Raw genomic sequence first — 16,509 nt, forward strand, 5'->3', positions numbered from 1 at the left:
AACATTCCCTTAATACAAAATAAAACTGCCTTCAATTGAAGGCAGTTTTATTTTGCTTGCTATTTTACTGTGTATTGAAATTTTTATCAATCAAATACAAATAAGCTTTGTAGGTATGGTTCACAAAAAAACCAGTAGGCGTTTGTTTAAATTTATGGGTGTAGTCAACATCTGGCTGTAATACAATTGGTATACCTGCCGTCATATAATTGGTTGATGGTGCGTAAGTAGGCTCTTTCATTTGTGGTAAATATTGTTTCACTTGTTTAAATACATATTTACCTAAATATTTTTGATAGCGTTTATCTGTTTTTTTAGAAGCATTCGTCATCTTTTTAAAAGCATAGTTTACTGCTAAGCGTTGAAAAAATGACTGCTTTCCTGTTAAAGCACTTCTATTGGCTAAAGGATTAATTGGGTACATATCAGTAACCTTTTGTACCGTAAACGGACTTTCAGGTACCCAATCTAATGGGTTTACCACCCTGAAGGCCCAACCATTGAGGTTGATGTGATCAAAGTCATATGCATAATTTAAATTACCTGGTTTTGGTGCAGCACTGCAATAAGTTTTTATAAATATATCTTTAGGTAGTTGGTTGCAATACTGCAAATAGGAACGCATTAAAAAGCTTAAAGCACCACCTTGGCTATGACCAAACAAAATAAAATTTTTAATGCCTTTGGTACGATACAATTCATTTATTTTATTAACGGCTATAGGTGCTAAATGCGCCAAACCAATCGTCCACCCTGCATGTACATAAGCCAACGAATCTTTTGCTAACTTGTAATTAAAATTGGTGCTATCGTTAATTTGTAAATTACCCGTTGCAGGTATCATAGCACTGTAAAAATTCTCAATCCATGAGCCTGCTGATGCAGTAGTGCCTCTTATACTAATTAAAGCCACATTATTAGGCAATACCCAAAAAGTTATTTTATTATACAAACCTACTTCTGGCGACTCATAAAATTTATAAGTACCGTTTGGTAACGGATAGTTTTGTTTTACACTATCAGCTGCATACAGGTGTTCATCGCATGCAACGGCTGCTTTGTATTCACTAACACTAAAGCCTGGTTGCAATAGTTGCTGGCTTTTACCATATTGCATGTAGGCGATGCTGAGCAATAAACAACCCAACGATTTAATAAAAGCTGACTTCATATTTTTAGGATTTAAATTATTTTTTTGCCCAATATTGATAAACTATAAAACTGGTCATCCATTAGTGCAATATTGGGTAATAATGCCCATTGTTCAAAACCGGCTTTTTTAAACAATTGTAAACTAGGTTCATTATGAGCAAAAATGTAGCCGAGTAAAGTGTGTATTTGTAGGGTAGGTGCTTGCTGTATACAATAACCTAAAATGTGTTTGCCATACCCTTTACCCCTACAGTTTTCTGCCAAATAAATACTGATTTCAGCAGTGCCTTCATAAGCTTTACGACCATAAAAATCTTGAAAACTGGCCCAGCCAACACAAGTTGCACCATCATAAATCATCCAAAGCGGACGTTTTTCATGATGTTCATCAAACCATACTTTTCTATCTTCAATGGATATTGGCTCCGTATCTGCCGTAACCAACCGGCTAGCAATGGTACTGTTATAAATAGCTACAATGGTGGGTAAATCATCCATAGTAGCATCTTTAAATTGTAAAGATGATGTTGTTGTTTGCAAGTTGGTGCGTACCTCGGTCATCAAAGTTTTAGATAATTTAAAATGTATTACAAAATTAGTTTTTTATAATATCCTTAATAATTTTAAGATGGTGGTTGGTATGGATGTTTAAAAATTTAATGGTTTCTTTTATGTTCAAATACCCAAAAAAAGGATGTTTAAAATATTGGTCAGAACCGATAGTTTGAAGCGTTTGTATGTTTTGTGTAGTAAGTTGAACATGTTGTTGTAAACTAGCAGCATCAAAGTGTAATGGCTTTACAACATCGGGTACTTTAGCCCTGCCTCTGGGTATTTTGTTGAGGGTAAACACCATTAATTTAGCAAAATTAAAACGCTTTTTAAAGTTAGTTGGTTCAGCATTTTTTATGGCATTGGTAATAACATTAATAGTAAGTAAACTATGCTCAATATGCCAGCCTACATTAGTCATTGAAATACTGTTATTAATAGTAGCTTGTTGAGCAATAAGGTTATTGAGTTGATGAATAAGTGCTTGCAGTTTTTTCATGTGTTATAGCTACTAAATTTTAATGCTTCATTTTTATTAAACCAAAAGTACAAGCATACTGCGTTTAAATAAAATATGATTATTTCAATATTTTTTTATTATTTTCATTTTAAATTTTAACCCTATGAGCAAATATGTAACTGTATTTATTGTAGTACGTGCCTTTATTTCATGTTAAAAAATTGATGATAAACCCTCAAAAATTAAAAGTGCATCATTTTTTTCGCCTATTACAAACAACAATGTTTTATTAGCAAAAACATACAATGAATTATTACGTTTAGATGATAAAACTCATTTTAGTACAAAGTTTAGCAATTTACATGGCATACCACAATGGAACTATGCAAGCTTTGGTATAGGTAAAACAAATACAAATAGTTTTACTAACAGCAATACAAGTGTTGATAGTATTGTTTTTATACCAACAGTATTGGCTAATAGTAATTATGTTAATGGGTTTTTAGCCTGTCAAATACATGATACTTTAATGAGTGTAAAATTTTACGACAAACAAAACTATAAATACTATGGTTACGATAGTACCCAACTATTAAATGCAACCAATATTGCCATTAAAATAATGGGTATGGAAAAAGATATATTTAACCATAGTAATTTATTACGACATAATAATAGGAGTGTACGGTATTTAAAATTGGGTGCTGCAAGTAATCAATTACAAGAATTTTACTGGACTACATGTAGAACAATTTTTATACCTGCGAACCAAGGTCAAGTAAGTGGTGGCTGCCCACCTGATGTACCTTGTCCACAATATACAGAACAACAACAATGTACCTATCACTATGCATATGTAGATGAGGATGGAAATTTAGACCCCAATTTTATACCACCACCTCCATTTCCTGGAGAAGGTACACCTAATGATGGTAGTGGCTATGCTAATACAAGTTGGGAGTATGTCGTATCAGAAGTTTTCGAAGAAGAATTGTTAGATATAATATGGGTAAATAACAATATTAAAGATAGTACTAATAACTCTTGTACAGCAAGCGTTTTAAATACATTTAAAGTTGTAAATGATAAAATCCCAAAATTAATACGAGGTTTTTTTAACGAACAACCCAATTTTAGTATTACAATTAAACAATATTATAATAATGCTTGGCCAGCATTAAATGTACCGCCTGGTTCTGGATATGTATATACACCAACTCCAATACCTACAAGAGATACTTTTTCAATTTGGATTAATAACTTCTATCCAAACGCAACAGATTTAGCAAGGGCAATAATTATTATGCATGAAGCATTACATTGCCAATTATTAAAATGGTATGAATTGGCAATATTAAATAACGATACAACAACTCAAAATAACTTAGCGCAAGAATATGGTTATATTTTCCCTAAGACTTTCGAGTCTAACCCAACTTTATTTAATATTGTAGTTGGATTAAATCCTACACAACACGAAGAAATGATGAATACTTACCACTCTTTTTTAACTCAAGCTTTATATGAGTTTGCAATAGAACGTGGATTAAATAGAAGTAACTTATTACAATATTGTAGTGATTTGGCTTGGAGTGGTTGCTTGCAGACTGCATCATTCACGTCAAAATCATCTACTGAAAAAAATAGGATAATCGATAGAATAAATGTTGAACTTGATCCAAATTCAATAATTGAAGACCCTAACGGTGGTGGAAATAATCCGCCATTAGGTAAAAATAATTCTCCAAAAGGCAAAAAATGTAATTAATATGAAATCAACCATATTTATCTTAATTATGTGCTCAATACATCTTTTTGCAAAAAGTCAAAAAGTTGAAATCAAAAACACATTTTATTATGGAGGTGAAGTTTGCCCAATTGTGAGTGATGGTTCTGCTGTTATAGAAACTCCCATTACAGGGTATTGGTATTTTAATGGTAATGGTCATTTTGTATTTTTATCATTTAAAGAAAACACAGCAATTATTTCAAAAGCTTTTACTGGTTTATGGAAACAAAAAAACAATAATCAAATTAATATTACAATTGACAGCAACTTCTTACCAAATCATAATATAATATTCTATGAATCTTATAATACAAAAAATCAAGATTCCTTTCAAATAGATGTTGAATTGATTTATAAAAATATTGATAGTGGCACTGTAAAATATCAAAATAGTGGTGTTTTATATTTCAACAATAAAAATATGTTATTTGAAAAAAATAATTTGAAACTTTCTAATAATATCAAATATCAACCCCAAAAAATACAATCAATAAATTTCTATAATTTATATAATAATGAATTAGTTGGTAATAAAATTGATATTGATTTCGATTTCATAAAGAATAATAATTATCATAAAATAAAAATTATTTGTAATAATGATAATATCATTCAATACCCTACAAATTATATAAACTTTAAGCAACTTTTACTTATTGATAATTTAAATAAAAAGCAGCACATTAATAACTGTTATTCAATTTCAAAATCAAATATTTCTAAAGATTCAATTTTACAAAAACTTAATGATGCTATTTTAATTCAACCAATCTATACTTCGTTTATAAAAAATCTGATTACATTCATTTCTAATTAAACTGATAAAATATATTTCATAAAAATCAATAAATAAGTCAAATTATAATGTTTTTATAAATAGATTAAAATTTGGAATTTAAATTTTTTGTTTAATTGATTACAGCGCTGGTTTTATTGCTCCTTATAGAATTATAAGATTTGCTATTTTGATACCATAAATTAAAAATTATGCAAATTAAATTTTGGTATTGTAATGATGAATTCCGTAAAATATGGAATAAATATGATGTTTATTTTAGTGAACAATTTTGTAATTACTTCAGTGATAATGTTGAAAGAATTTTTCTTTTACAAGCTAATATAAAACCGAGTAATAAAATTGGTTTATCAGTTTTTAAACCATACGAAATTGAAAAGATGTACGAAATAGGTGAAGTTTCAAAAATACATACAGCAATTTCAATATTACCTGAGTATATTGGTAATATTACCTTTTGTTGGAAATCAAAATCTGGACGAATAATAAAAACAACCGATGAAGATTTTGATGAAGCTGATTTGGAGTGTTGGATAGAAGGTTTAAACGCTAGTGAATATTGGGCATATATTGGAGGTGAAAAAAATAGCCATCCATTCACAAAAATGAAACTACCTTATGTTTTAAAAGTGTATAATTTATACATACAAATGTGTATTAAAATTTGTTGCAACACTACCAATTACCATGAAAGAATAACAAATGCTTTATCAACAGCAATTGAAAAGTTTAATTTAAAATCAGATGCTTTAAATGGTGAAATTGGTTATCCACATAATGCCAATGCTAGTATTAACGGTACAACAGTAAACTATAATATAGATCTTGGCTCAGCAGGTTTACCTTTACTAAAAAAACTATTAAAAGTATTAGCGAAGTTTGATGATGTTACAGAAGTTAGTTTAGATTTCTAATATAATATGAATGAAAAAAATCTTACTAATAACAAGCTTTATAACTATAAATTATAGTGTTACTGCACAAACTGCAATTGATTATACTGAATATGATACATGCAACTTACTGCAGCAATACGCAGGCGATTGGTTGTACACCAATGGCGCTGATACTATAAAAATTTATTTAAAAGCCCACAGAGGTAAGTATATGCAACCTACTTATATTTTTGATGCTTTGTGGGGTTTTATAGAGTATAAACATGGTAATACTATTGTAGTAAGTGACTATGCTAATCGATTTATAACCATCCCTTTTCTTTTAAAAGATTGGCCTTTGGTTTATAGGACATTATCTATTAGATTTAGAAATTGTAATACAGCCGAAACTAATTTATTTGGTAGATTAAGGTATCGATTGGCGGGGGATCAATTATACAATGTGAAAGTAACATTGAGTAATAATGGTACGGTTATGCAATGGCACCAAGAGTTTCAGCAAACTGATAACCAAGATCTTACTATACCATGGAACCGCCCAACAGGTGCTAATGCCATGCCTATGGATTTTATATTGATAAAGCAGTAATATATATGAATGAAAAAAATCTTACTAATAACAAGCTTTATAACTATAAATTATAGTGTTACTGCACAAACTGCAATTGATTATACTGAATACGATACATGCAACTTACTGCAACAATACGCAGGCGATTGGTTGTACACCAATGGCGCTGATACTATAAAAATTTATTTAAAAGCCCACAGAGGAAAGTATACGCAACCTACTTATATTTTTGATGCTTTGTGGGGTTTTATAGAGTATAAACATGGTAATACTATTGTAGTAAGTGACTATGCTAATCGTTTTATTACCATACCTTATATTATGAAAGGATGGCCAGTTATGTATCAAACTATTTGGTTGCGTTTTCGAAATTGTAATATAAATGAGTCCAATTTATTTGGTAGATTGAGATATCAATTTGCCGGCATTCAATTATACAATGTTAAAGTTACGTTGAGTAACAATGGTACGGTTATGCAATGGCACCAAGAGTTTCAGCAAACTGATCATAATGACCTAAGTATACCTTGGAACCGCCCAACAGGCGCTAATGCCATGCCTATGGATTTTGTATTGATAAAGCAGTAAAGTACAATGCTATCATTCATTAAATAGATTACATTAAAATCCCTCAAACGATAGGTTTGAGGGATTTTAATGTAATCTTAATAAAAATATATTTTAAGCTACTGCTTTACCAACCAAATCAGCTGCTTCGCTTAATAAAATAGCACTTTGTACTTTTAAGCCGCTTTCATCAATTAATTTTTTAGCTACATCAGCATTGGTACCTTGTAAACGTACAATAATAGGGATGTTGATATTACCAATACTTTGGTAAGCATCAATTACACCTTGTGCAACACGGTCGCAACGCACAATACCACCAAAAATATTAATTAAAATAGCTTTTACTTTAGGGTCTTTCATAATAATGCGGAAACCAGCTTCAACTGTTTGAGCATTTGCTGTACCACCTACATCTAAAAAGTTTGCAGGCTCACCACCACTTAATTTAATCATATCCATGGTAGCCATTGCTAAACCAGCACCATTTACCATACAACCCACATTACCATCTAACTTCACAAAGTTGAGGTTAAACTTACCTGCTTCAACTTCTGTTGGGTCTTCTTCTGATAAATCACGTAATGCAGCAACATCCGCATGGCGCATTAAGGCGTTATCATCAATATTCATTTTACAATCAACCGCAATAATTTTATCGTCGCTTGTTTTAAACAATGGGTTAATTTCTAACATACCACAATCTAACCCAACATATGCATTGTACAAATTGGTTACAAACTTGGTACAGTTTTTAAAAGCCTCACCACTTAAACCTAAGTTGAATGCAATTTTACGAGCTTGAAAACCTTGTAAGCCACCACCTGGGTGTACCCACTCTTTAAATATTTTTTCAGGTGTATCATGTGCTACATCTTCAATGTTCATACCACCTTCGGTACTGTACATAATTACATTTTGCCCTTTGGTTCTATCTAACAAAATTGATAAATAAAATTCTTTAACAGGGTTTGGTCCTTCATAATACACATCTTGCGCTACTAATACTTTGTTTACTACTTTACCAGCTTCACCCGTTTGAATGGTTACCAAAGTACCCCCAATTAAATTCGTTGCAATTTTCAACACATCTTCAGCACTTTTTGCAACGGCTACACCACGTTGGTCTTTACCAACAATACTGCCTTTACCACGGCCACCAGCATGAATTTGGGCTTTTACCACCGCAAACTTGCTACCATATTGTGTGTTAATAAAACGATACGCTTCTTCAGCTTCTGCAGGTGTGTTACATGCAATGCCTTCTTGTACTGGAACGTTGTACTTTTTTAGTAATTCTTTCGCTTGGTATTCGTGAAGATTCATGGTTTGTAAAATTTGCTGCGAAGATATAGAAGATTCGTTAAAAAGTAAGTACATATCTAACAATCAATTATAACTAAAATACCCTCCTTCATCTTGAAATTTATCTGTTGCTTAAACCGTAGAAATGAATGTTAAAAAGATGATGTCACATTTTATAAAGCCATGTAAAGACCGTATTTTTGCCCATTAAAAATTACACTCATTGTTGAGTGTTTACAAAACTATACATACAAATGGCTGAAGTACTACAAAAAATAAACGAAGCAGTTGCTTTTATTCAAAATATTTATAGCCAAACGCCTGCAGTTGGTATTGTGTTGGGGAGCGGTTTAGGAAGTTTTACTGGTGAAATATCAGTGGAAAAAGAAATTGCCTACAGCGACATACCTCATTTTCCGGTAAGTACAGTAGAAGGGCATAGTGGTAAGCTAATTTTTGGCACGTTGGGTGGCAAAAAAGTAGTGGCAATGGCCGGTAGGTTTCATTATTACGAAGGCTATTCAACAGAAGAAGTGGTTTTCCCAATAAGGGTGATGAAATATTTAGGCATCAGTACTTTATTAATTAGCAATGCTGCTGGTGGTATGAACCTCGGTTTTAAAGTAGGCGATTTAATGATTATTAACGATCATATTAGTATGCTTACCATTAACCCTTTGTTAGGCAAAAATGAGCCAGCGTTTGGTACTCGTTTTCCTGATATGAGTGAGCCGTACAGAAAAGATTTAATTGATAAAGCTTTGGCTATTGCAAAAGCGGCTGCATACGATGTAAAAGTGGGGGTTTATGTGGGTGTAACCGGACCAACTTTTGAAACCCGAGCCGAATATAAAATGTTGCATATTTTAGGAGGCGATGCAGTAGGTATGAGTACGGTGCAAGAAGTTATTGCAGCGGTACACATGGGCTTACCGGTATTTGCTATGAGTGTGATAACAGATATTGGCATACGTGAAGAAGAAAATACCATTACCCACGAAGAAGTGTTACAAGCTGCTAAAGATGCTGAACCAAAATTGACGCATATTTTTAAAACATTGATTGAGCAGTTATAGCCCTACATGAAAAAAATACTGCTATCATACTTGTTGATTGTTTGCACCGTAATGGCTTTTGGGCAATTGCCTGGTAGCCGTGTTGGCGATATTTTACGCAGCAGTGGCGCTACTCGTAGTCAAAATAACAGTAGAGGTTCAGATACTACGAAACGGAAAAACAACAACAAACTCGATACATTAGGTTTTGAGCGGAGAGATGATTTAAAAGACTCCATCAATATTACTTATCGTTTTTTAGATTCTGTTCGTAATGTGCGTATTGACTCAAGCGTAAATAATTTTGATACATATTTTCCTATACCTACCCATTATCAATACTTAGGTAATAACGGTGCAGCGGCTTTTCCGTTGGTATTTAAGCCTTTTGCAAAAGAAGGTTGGGATGCTGGTTTTCATGCATATGATATTTATAAATTTAAATTAAAAGAAACCAAGTTTTATAAAACTACGGGTCCGTTTTCCATGCTAGGCTATCAATTGGCTAGCGGTAAAGAGCAAATGATACAAGCGTTGCATACACAAAGCCCAAGGCCAAATATGAATTTTGGTTTTGAGTATCGCTTAATAAGTGCACCGGGTTTTTTTGTAACCCAAAATACCAATCATAATAACGTTCGTTTATTTGGTAATTATCAAGGTAAACGTAAACGTTATAATGGTGCTATCGTTGTAATTTCTAACGTTTTAAAAGGGGCTGAAAATGGTGGTATTGTAGATGACGCATCGTTAAAAGACCCCAATAAAAAAGAACGGTTTAGTATTCCTGTAAATTTAGGTGGGGCGTTGCCTTATCAACCAAATCCGTTTCAGGCTTCGGTAAAAACGGGTAACATATATAAAGACAAAACTTTTTTTCTACGACAGAGTTATGACATTGGTAAACGAGATTCTATTGCCGTAAATGATTCCACTACGGAGTATCTTTTTTATCCAAAATTAAGGTTACAGCATAGCCTTACCATCAACAGCCAATCGTATCAGTTTGTTGATGCCTTGGGTGATTCAACTTTGTATAAAAATTGGTACAATATTACTTTTCCTACACCGGTTGATACGTTTGAGTTGATAGAAAAATGGCAATCTATCACCAACGATTTTTCATTATTACAATTTCCTGATACCAAAAATGCTGCTCAGTTTTTTTTAGCAGGGGTAAGTTTACAAAACTTAAAAGCAACATTGCGTACCGGTAATTATTCTTTTTACAATATTATGTTGCACGGCGAATACCGCAACCGTACCCGTAATAAATTGTGGGATGTGTTGTTGAAAGGTGCCTATTATGTAAATGGGTTAAATAGCGGCGATTATAATGTACAAGCCTATTTGGGCAGGTACCTTAATAAAAAATTGGGTGATGTTAAATTGTATTTTAATAATGTAAACCGTACACCATCTTTTATTTTTGATAACCGTTCATCTTTCAATTTAGGTAATAACAATAATTATAAAAAAGAAAATATTACATCGTTCGGCGCCACAGCCACCAATCCTTATTTTACGGTTGGGTTTAATAACTATCTGATTGCGAACTATGCCTATTTTAAAAATTATTATCAGAGTGAACAGTACAATAAGCCCATCAATATTTTACAAATAAATGCATCCAAAAAAATAAAGTTAAAAAAGAACTTTTATTATTATGCTGATGTAACCTTGCAACAAACCGATAATGCAGCACCTATAAAAGTACCTTTTGTTTTTACCAGAAGTAGAATAGCTTATGAAGGTAGCTTGTTTAAAAATTTAAAGTTGAGTACTGGTCTTGAAGTAAGGTATTACACACCCTATAAAGCCAATAATTATTCACCCGTTATTGGACAGTTTACCCCTCAAGATACCCTTACCATTAAGAATAGACCAGATATTGCAGCTTTTTTACATTTTAGAATAAAAGGTTTTACAGGTTTTTTAAGAGCTGAAAACTTGAACACAGCTAGTTTTGAAAACGGGTTTGGTTTCATTAACAACAATTTTGCAGCACCCCATTATGCAACACAAGGCTTAATTATTCGTTTTGGAATACGTTGGTGGTTTGTAAATTAATACACTACTTTTCTGTTTCGTTTGCTTAAATAATGGTGCCATAATAACACTGTAGCCACACTTCTATAGGGTTGCCATTGTTGTGTAAGCTGTTGCATACCATCAGTATCATGAATATCCCATAGCTCTTTAATAGTATTCACCACCGCAATATCGCCTAACGGCATAATATCAGGATGTTGTAAACAAAATATAAGGTAGATGTCGATCGTCCAGTTACCAATACCTTTTATTTTTATTAATTGTTTCCTAATTTCAACGGGGTCGTATTGATGTAGTTCATCAAGCACAACCTCTTTTTTAATAATTGCGGTGGCCAGTGCTTTTAAATAAGTTCGTTTTTGCCTACTAATACCAACGCTCCTCAGTTCATCATCACTTGTAGCTATTATATTTGATGGTGTTATATTTTTAATAGAAAGTTGTAATTTTTGAAAAGTCGCTTTAGCACTATCAATAGAAACTTGTTGTTCTAAAATAAGTAGCACAAGCGTTTTAAAGCCCGGTGGCCGCAGTGGCATAGTAGGCACACCATACGTTTTAATGATGGTACTAAATTTGGCGTCTTTTTTTTGCAAGTAAGTGATGGCTTTTTTCAATAGATGAAGTTTATTGATAAGTCAACTTACAAAAATGCCCCGAAAAATCAGGGCATTTAGAAGTTTTTATTTTATGCTGTAACAGCTGTTTGTACTTTATTTTTAGCAGTGATGGCTTCATAAATACCATCCCACAATTTAATGCGGTTTTGTAATGATAGTAGGGTAGCGGCTTCAGCTTCTGCCCAATAGGTTTCATTGTCGCCACATAAATTGGCCGTCATTTCTAAAGCTAAATGGCTGTGGTGATCACCATCTACTTCAATATGTCTTTCTAAATAATATTTAAATGTAGCAATACTTTCAGGTATGCGTTGGTAAATATCGTTCACCATTGAAATAAACATACCCGGTATTAAATCTTCTCTACCAAAAGTAAAAATGGCACTTTGTAAATAAGCTTTGTTACTATTAATAATATCAAATGTAAAATTTACAAAACTACGAGCAGCGGCAGGCGTTTGGGCAACCTCAAATGCTGCTGTTAGGTTATGGCCATTGCGTAAAGCATTAATAAATTGGTGCATTTCTGTACTATCGGCACCAGCTTGTTGCATCGCATCTAAATACAATTCAAAATGGCTTTTGCGAACGCCGTTCATATCAACATCACTTTCTTCACCTACTACAATTTCATTGATTAAAAAACGAGTATCTGCACTGCCTACCGGAAACCAAGGTACATTGGTGCAGGTTAAATTATTTTGTAGTGTTTTGAGTAGACTCATAAAATCCCACACGGCATATACATGGTATTGCATAAAAATATTAAGGTCTTCAATATCTTTTATGAGTGAATATACTTTGTGATTAATGATTTGTTCACGTAGCGGCTCTGCAGCTAATTTAATTTTCTCAATATGCTTGTTCATAACACGTTGTTATTTAATAATGCAAAAATAAATACTAACCATTATTAGTTGTTGCTACATACGGAACTTAGGCTTGTATTGTTTTATGACGGGCACAAAAAAAGCAACTATTGAATAGTTGCTTTTTTAAAATGATGCGTATAGCTTATTTAAAATCTGCTGCTACAGTAATTTTAGTATTGTTATCTAACTTACCACCTGCGTTGCTAAGTTTGTAAGCATCTAATTTTATTTCGAATTTTGATGAAGTAGCGATACCATCTTTACCAACAACTATTGTAGCTGTAGTTTTTACAGGGTTGGTAACACCATGTATTGATAAATCGCCTTCAACATTAGCAGTGTAAGTGCCATTTTTATCAAATTTTACATCAGCTAAATTGGTGATTTTACCTGTAAAAGTTGCTGTAGGAAATTGCTCAGAATCTAACCAACGTGGGCTGTTAAAATGCTGTTGCATTGTTGGGTTGCTAAAGTTGAAACCTTTAATTTGGCTTTCAAAAGCTACGGTTCCTTTTTTAGTATCTATCGCAGCTACAGAAGTTTTGTTTTCCGCTTTAGGAAAAGCATCTGCTGGTGTAGTAGCATCAAAAGTAATGGTTGCTGATGAAGTGGTTTTCTTTTGTGCAAATAAACTAGTAGCTGTTAAAGCGATTGCAGCAATTAAGAGTGTTTTTTTCATTTTGTTGTGTTGTTTTATTTTGATTATAGTTTTTATTTGTTGAGTGAACATCTTTTTAAACCTATGTAAACCGTTTCTAGAATGGCACTAAATGTACCGCCATTGCATGAACCTTTAATAGATACTTGATCACCTTCTTTCAACTTTTTTACATCAGCAATATCTTTTTGCTGAAAAGCGAATATAATATAAGCGCCTGTACTATCTTCCATTTTAACATTTAAAGTAGTATCTGCCTGCTCAATGCTGGTTATAGGGCCATTTACTGTAATAATTTGTTCGCTGTATTTTTTATTGGCAGCCGCTGTATTGGCGGTAAATTCTTTAATAAGTTCGCTAGAAGTTACTGTATATGCAGCTTTAATAGTAGCGGTATCATCAAACTTTTTGGTTAAAATATACCAAGCAGCACCACCTCCAATGGCTAATAATATAACCCCTGCTATTAATATTTTTTTGACAATTGATTTTTTATTAGACATATACATTTTTTTATAAATTCAAATATACGATGTTTAAACATTGAATTTTAAGTAAACTCAAAAAAGTTTAACAATTTAATATCCCCTTACATCATCATCGCCTCTTTTATCAGCCACTGCATGAACTGTTTTTTGTTTATTATCTATTACAATTAACTCTGTTCTACCTATGTTGCCTCTTACAGTTACAGTATATCCCATTTTTGTAAGGTTATTAATGGTTGTTTGAGGATAATCATTTTCAACATAAACAACATCTGGCAACCATTGGTGATGAAATTTAGGTTGATTTACCGCATTTTGAGGGCTCAATTTATAATCAATTACATTAACAATTGTTTGAAAAACACTGGTGGGTATGGTTGTACCGCCGGGTGTACCTACTACCATAAAGGGTTGGTTATTTTTTAATACAATTGTTGGGGTCATGCTACTCAACATCCGTTTACCCGGCGCAATGGCATTTTTATCGTTACCAATAGCACCATACATATTGGGTACGCCAGGTTTTACGCTAAAATCATCCATTTCGTTGTTCATGATAAAGCCAGCGCCATCAATAATGGTTTTGCTGCCAAAATGATCATTTAAAGTAGTGGTAACCGCAACGGCATTACCTGCAGCATCAATGATACTTATGTGAGTCGTTTGTTCACTCTCTTTAATAATGCCAGCGGTTGTATTGCTACTTTTACCGGGCTTTCCTTCGGTATAATTGGCTATTCTTTTTTTAAGATAACCATCGCTTACCAATGTGGTTACGGGTACTTTTACAAAATCAGGGTCACCTAAATATTCGGCTCTATCTGCAAATGCCAATCTTTCTGCCTCTGTAATTAGTTGTACACTTGCAGTACTTTGAAAAGGTTTACTAGCAAGGTTTTTAAGGGCAGTCATTTTAAGTAGTTGCTGTAAAATAATACCACCGCTACTTGGTAAAGGCATCGTAACAATGTCATAACCTTTGTAACCAAATTTCATAACAACTCTTTTCTTTACAGTATAATTTTTTAAATCGCTTAGCGAAATAATACCATTGTTTTTTTGCATAGCGTTGACAATCATTGTGGCTGTAGTACCCTCATAAAATCCTTTTAAACCGAAATCGCTGATGCGTTGTAATGTAGCTGCTAATTGTGGTTGTATGAGCGTATCACCAGCTTTCCAAGCAATAGCTTTTACAAATGCTACGGGTTGTTTATTATTTTTTTCAAACACGGCTTTGCTATTATTAAAATCTGCCGCTTGTGCAGCTGTAACTGCAAAGCCCTCTTTTGCCAATTTAATAGCAGGGGCAATTAGTGTGGTAAATGGTAATTTGGCATAGGGTAAGGTGGCAAATAAACCAGCAACTGTACCGGGTACACCACTGGCTAAATGGCCTTGCATACTTAACAATGTTATTGGGTTGCCTTTATCGTCAAGGTACATATCTTTATTTGCGCTGGCAGGGGCTACTTCTCTATAATCCAATGCAATGTTTTCACCTTTTGCGGTGTGTGCTACTAAAAAGCCGCCACCACCAATGTTACCAGCACCCGGGTATACCACTGCAAGTGCAAGTTGCGTTGCAATGGCCGCATCAAATGCATTACCGCCTAATTGAAGCATTTGTACACCAGCATCGCTGGCCAGTGCATGTGCACTTACTACTATATTTTTTTGATCATCACTTAATTTAATGTTGTTGTAATTATAAGGATTTAGCTGCGCTGTTGCTTGGTTTACTGTGATGGCAACAAAAATTATTGTATAAAAAAAACGCATGGTATTTTTTTGATTAAATAGTAGCAATTGAAATACAATGTAGTAATGTTTGATAAAGTTAAATGAATACCTAAGTATTTAAAATTTAAAAGTGTACACTACGGTTGCGTTTTTGTATTTTTGCAAAGTTGTTATGGGGCCGTTTTGGTTTTGACAGCATAGATCTTTGTAGGTGTAAGCATGTAGTGCGTTGCGTAATTAGCACTTTAATATGAATACGAAAACTTTAAATGGCAATACACAGTATGCCATGGCTGCTTAATCGATAGATTAGCACCATTAGGGCCGCCGAGCAGGCTTTGCTACTGCCACGTTCCGCCGCCGACTCAAAAAAGAAATAGCACGCTGCAATAGAATGATATGACTATTGCCTAAGACTATTGATCTAAGGATACCATTGGTTTGTTTTGCCCCGGTGTTATCTCGAAAAGTAATGCAAAAATAAACATGTAGAAAGCTTACGGCGAATATGTTTGGACACCGGTTCGAGTCCGGTCGGCTCCACTCTTAAAATGTACAGCACCGTTATCACTTATTGTGGTAACGGTTTTTTTATTTTTTATGCTGCCGTTTTTACAACTATACTTACCTACTTACGCTGAGATGTTGTTGATAGCTTTTACATAGCTGTATTAAAGCTTTATCAAAGCTGGTATTTTATTTTCGCAGCAACGTCTCGGCCTTTGCCGGACGTTGCGTAAGTATACGCTCAATACTTTTGTAAATACAACCAAAGCTATTTATAAAATTGAATCAAATATTCTTAGTTTTAACAATGCTTCATTCTTACGCAACGTCTCGGCTCATGCCGGACGTTGCGTAAGAATAGGTTGGTGTAGACACCAACCTATAAGAAAAATTTTATTAAATAGGTGATGATGGCTTTTATAAAAT

Annotated in this window: 16 protein-coding genes and 1 other RNA gene; 8 read left to right on the forward strand and 9 right to left on the reverse strand. The window is 33.3% G+C overall.

Annotated features, from left to right (window positions below; all coding sequences use genetic code 11):
* Positions 1-64 precede the first annotated feature (64 nt).
* Genes ACFOWM_RS13390 through ACFOWM_RS13400 form a run of 3 tightly spaced genes read right to left on the reverse strand, consistent with a single transcriptional unit; the run spans position 65 to position 2,203 of the window.
* On the reverse strand, positions 65-1,171 hold the full coding sequence (locus ACFOWM_RS13390; protein WP_379710998.1) for a lipase family protein: 1,107 nt from the start codon (positions 1,169-1,171) through the stop codon (positions 65-67).
* Between the two features lie 11 nt (positions 1,172-1,182).
* On the reverse strand, positions 1,183-1,713 hold the full coding sequence (locus tag ACFOWM_RS13395; RefSeq protein ID WP_379711000.1) for a GNAT family N-acetyltransferase: 531 nt from the start codon (positions 1,711-1,713) through the stop codon (positions 1,183-1,185).
* Positions 1,714-1,747: 34 nt separating this feature from the next.
* Positions 1,748-2,203, reverse strand: a complete 456-nt coding sequence (locus ACFOWM_RS13400) for a DinB family protein (RefSeq protein ID WP_379711002.1) — start codon at positions 2,201-2,203, stop codon at positions 1,748-1,750.
* Between the two features lie 490 nt (positions 2,204-2,693).
* Between ACFOWM_RS13400 and ACFOWM_RS13405 the strand changes: the two genes are divergently transcribed.
* The 5 genes from ACFOWM_RS13405 (at position 2,694) to ACFOWM_RS13425 (ending at position 6,804) form a co-directional block, all read left to right on the forward strand.
* A complete protein-coding gene (locus tag ACFOWM_RS13405; RefSeq protein ID WP_379711004.1) occupies positions 2,694-3,932 on the forward strand; it encodes a hypothetical protein in 1,239 nt (412 codons plus the stop codon).
* 1 nt (position 3,933) lies between these two features.
* Entirely contained in the window at positions 3,934-4,770 is an 837-nt protein-coding gene (locus ACFOWM_RS13410; RefSeq protein WP_379711006.1) for a hypothetical protein, read from the forward strand.
* Positions 4,771-4,940: 170 nt separating this feature from the next.
* On the forward strand, positions 4,941-5,663 hold the full coding sequence (locus tag ACFOWM_RS13415; protein WP_379711008.1) for a hypothetical protein: 723 nt from the start codon (positions 4,941-4,943) through the stop codon (positions 5,661-5,663).
* 10 nt (positions 5,664-5,673) lie between these two features.
* Positions 5,674-6,234 carry a DUF6705 family protein gene (locus ACFOWM_RS13420; RefSeq protein WP_379711010.1) on the forward strand — a complete coding sequence of 187 codons (561 nt, stop codon included), beginning with the start codon at positions 5,674-5,676 and terminating at the stop codon, positions 6,232-6,234.
* Positions 6,235-6,243: 9 nt separating this feature from the next.
* Positions 6,244-6,804: a DUF6705 family protein gene (locus ACFOWM_RS13425; RefSeq protein ID WP_379711012.1), complete on the forward strand. Its 561-nt coding sequence runs from the start codon at positions 6,244-6,246 to the stop codon at positions 6,802-6,804.
* Positions 6,805-6,897: 93 nt separating this feature from the next.
* On the opposite strand, the gene sucC is transcribed toward ACFOWM_RS13425, so the two are convergent.
* A complete protein-coding gene (gene sucC, locus ACFOWM_RS13430; RefSeq protein ID WP_379711014.1) occupies positions 6,898-8,109 on the reverse strand; it encodes an ADP-forming succinate--CoA ligase subunit beta in 1,212 nt (403 codons plus the stop codon).
* Positions 8,110-8,342: 233 nt separating this feature from the next.
* Between sucC and ACFOWM_RS13435 the strand changes: the two genes are divergently transcribed.
* Complete coding sequence (locus ACFOWM_RS13435) at positions 8,343-9,164, forward strand: purine-nucleoside phosphorylase (protein ID WP_379711016.1); 822 nt, start codon at positions 8,343-8,345, stop codon at positions 9,162-9,164.
* A 6-nt stretch (positions 9,165-9,170) separates the two neighbouring features.
* Positions 9,171-11,213 carry a putative porin gene (locus ACFOWM_RS13440; protein WP_379711018.1) on the forward strand — a complete coding sequence of 681 codons (2,043 nt, stop codon included), beginning with the start codon at positions 9,171-9,173 and terminating at the stop codon, positions 11,211-11,213.
* Here ACFOWM_RS13440 and ACFOWM_RS13445 read toward each other — a convergent pair.
* From ACFOWM_RS13445 to ggt, 5 genes are all read right to left on the reverse strand, one after another.
* Positions 11,210-11,812 carry a DNA-3-methyladenine glycosylase family protein gene (locus ACFOWM_RS13445; protein WP_379711020.1) on the reverse strand — a complete coding sequence of 201 codons (603 nt, stop codon included), beginning with the start codon at positions 11,810-11,812 and terminating at the stop codon, positions 11,210-11,212. The two genes, ACFOWM_RS13440 and ACFOWM_RS13445, sit on opposite strands and share 4 nt — an antisense overlap.
* Positions 11,813-11,883: 71 nt before the next feature.
* On the reverse strand, positions 11,884-12,684 hold the full coding sequence (locus ACFOWM_RS13450) for a DUF3050 domain-containing protein (RefSeq protein WP_379711022.1): 801 nt from the start codon (positions 12,682-12,684) through the stop codon (positions 11,884-11,886).
* A gap of 145 nt (positions 12,685-12,829) precedes the next feature.
* Positions 12,830-13,366, reverse strand: coding sequence for a YceI family protein (locus tag ACFOWM_RS13455; protein ID WP_379711024.1), 537 nt, complete (start codon positions 13,364-13,366; stop codon positions 12,830-12,832).
* Positions 13,367-13,398: 32 nt separating this feature from the next.
* Positions 13,399-13,848, reverse strand: coding sequence for an OB-fold protein (locus ACFOWM_RS13460; RefSeq protein ID WP_379711026.1), 450 nt, complete (start codon positions 13,846-13,848; stop codon positions 13,399-13,401).
* 75 nt (positions 13,849-13,923) lie between these two features.
* Positions 13,924-15,615 carry a gamma-glutamyltransferase gene (gene ggt / locus ACFOWM_RS13465; RefSeq protein WP_379711028.1) on the reverse strand — a complete coding sequence of 564 codons (1,692 nt, stop codon included), beginning with the start codon at positions 15,613-15,615 and terminating at the stop codon, positions 13,924-13,926.
* 135 nt (positions 15,616-15,750) lie between these two features.
* Here ggt and ssrA point away from each other — a divergent pair.
* Positions 15,751-16,122: a transfer-messenger RNA gene (gene ssrA, locus ACFOWM_RS13470) on the forward strand.
* The last annotated feature ends 387 nt before the right edge of the window (positions 16,123-16,509 follow it).

Origin of the sequence: Ferruginibacter yonginensis (assembly GCF_042651465.1) — a bacterium.
GTDB lineage: Bacteria > Bacteroidota > Bacteroidia > Chitinophagales > Chitinophagaceae > Ferruginibacter > Ferruginibacter yonginensis.

What these genes read in the sequence shown, in the direction of transcription:
- ACFOWM_RS13390 (WP_379710998.1), bottom strand. Translation starts at nt 1,171, where the DNA reads ATGAAGTCAGCTTTTATTAAATCGTTGGGTTGTTTATTGCTCAGCATC.
- ACFOWM_RS13395 (WP_379711000.1), bottom strand. Translation starts at nt 1,713, where the DNA reads ATGACCGAGGTACGCACCAACTTGCAAACAACAACATCATCTTTACAA.
- ACFOWM_RS13400 (WP_379711002.1), bottom strand. Translation starts at nt 2,203, where the DNA reads ATGAAAAAACTGCAAGCACTTATTCATCAACTCAATAACCTTATTGCT.
- ACFOWM_RS13405 (WP_379711004.1), top strand. Translation starts at nt 2,694, where the DNA reads ATGAGTGTAAAATTTTACGACAAACAAAACTATAAATACTATGGTTAC.
- ACFOWM_RS13410 (WP_379711006.1), top strand. Translation starts at nt 3,934, where the DNA reads ATGAAATCAACCATATTTATCTTAATTATGTGCTCAATACATCTTTTT.
- ACFOWM_RS13415 (WP_379711008.1), top strand. Translation starts at nt 4,941, where the DNA reads ATGCAAATTAAATTTTGGTATTGTAATGATGAATTCCGTAAAATATGG.
- ACFOWM_RS13420 (WP_379711010.1), top strand. Translation starts at nt 5,674, where the DNA reads ATGAAAAAAATCTTACTAATAACAAGCTTTATAACTATAAATTATAGT.
- ACFOWM_RS13425 (WP_379711012.1), top strand. Translation starts at nt 6,244, where the DNA reads ATGAAAAAAATCTTACTAATAACAAGCTTTATAACTATAAATTATAGT.
- sucC (WP_379711014.1), bottom strand. Translation starts at nt 8,109, where the DNA reads ATGAATCTTCACGAATACCAAGCGAAAGAATTACTAAAAAAGTACAAC.
- ACFOWM_RS13435 (WP_379711016.1), top strand. Translation starts at nt 8,343, where the DNA reads ATGGCTGAAGTACTACAAAAAATAAACGAAGCAGTTGCTTTTATTCAA.
- ACFOWM_RS13440 (WP_379711018.1), top strand. Translation starts at nt 9,171, where the DNA reads ATGAAAAAAATACTGCTATCATACTTGTTGATTGTTTGCACCGTAATG.
- ACFOWM_RS13450 (WP_379711022.1), bottom strand. Translation starts at nt 12,684, where the DNA reads ATGAACAAGCATATTGAGAAAATTAAATTAGCTGCAGAGCCGCTACGT.
- ACFOWM_RS13455 (WP_379711024.1), bottom strand. Translation starts at nt 13,366, where the DNA reads ATGAAAAAAACACTCTTAATTGCTGCAATCGCTTTAACAGCTACTAGT.
- ACFOWM_RS13460 (WP_379711026.1), bottom strand. Translation starts at nt 13,848, where the DNA reads ATGTCTAATAAAAAATCAATTGTCAAAAAAATATTAATAGCAGGGGTT.
- ggt (WP_379711028.1), bottom strand. Translation starts at nt 15,615, where the DNA reads ATGCGTTTTTTTTATACAATAATTTTTGTTGCCATCACAGTAAACCAA.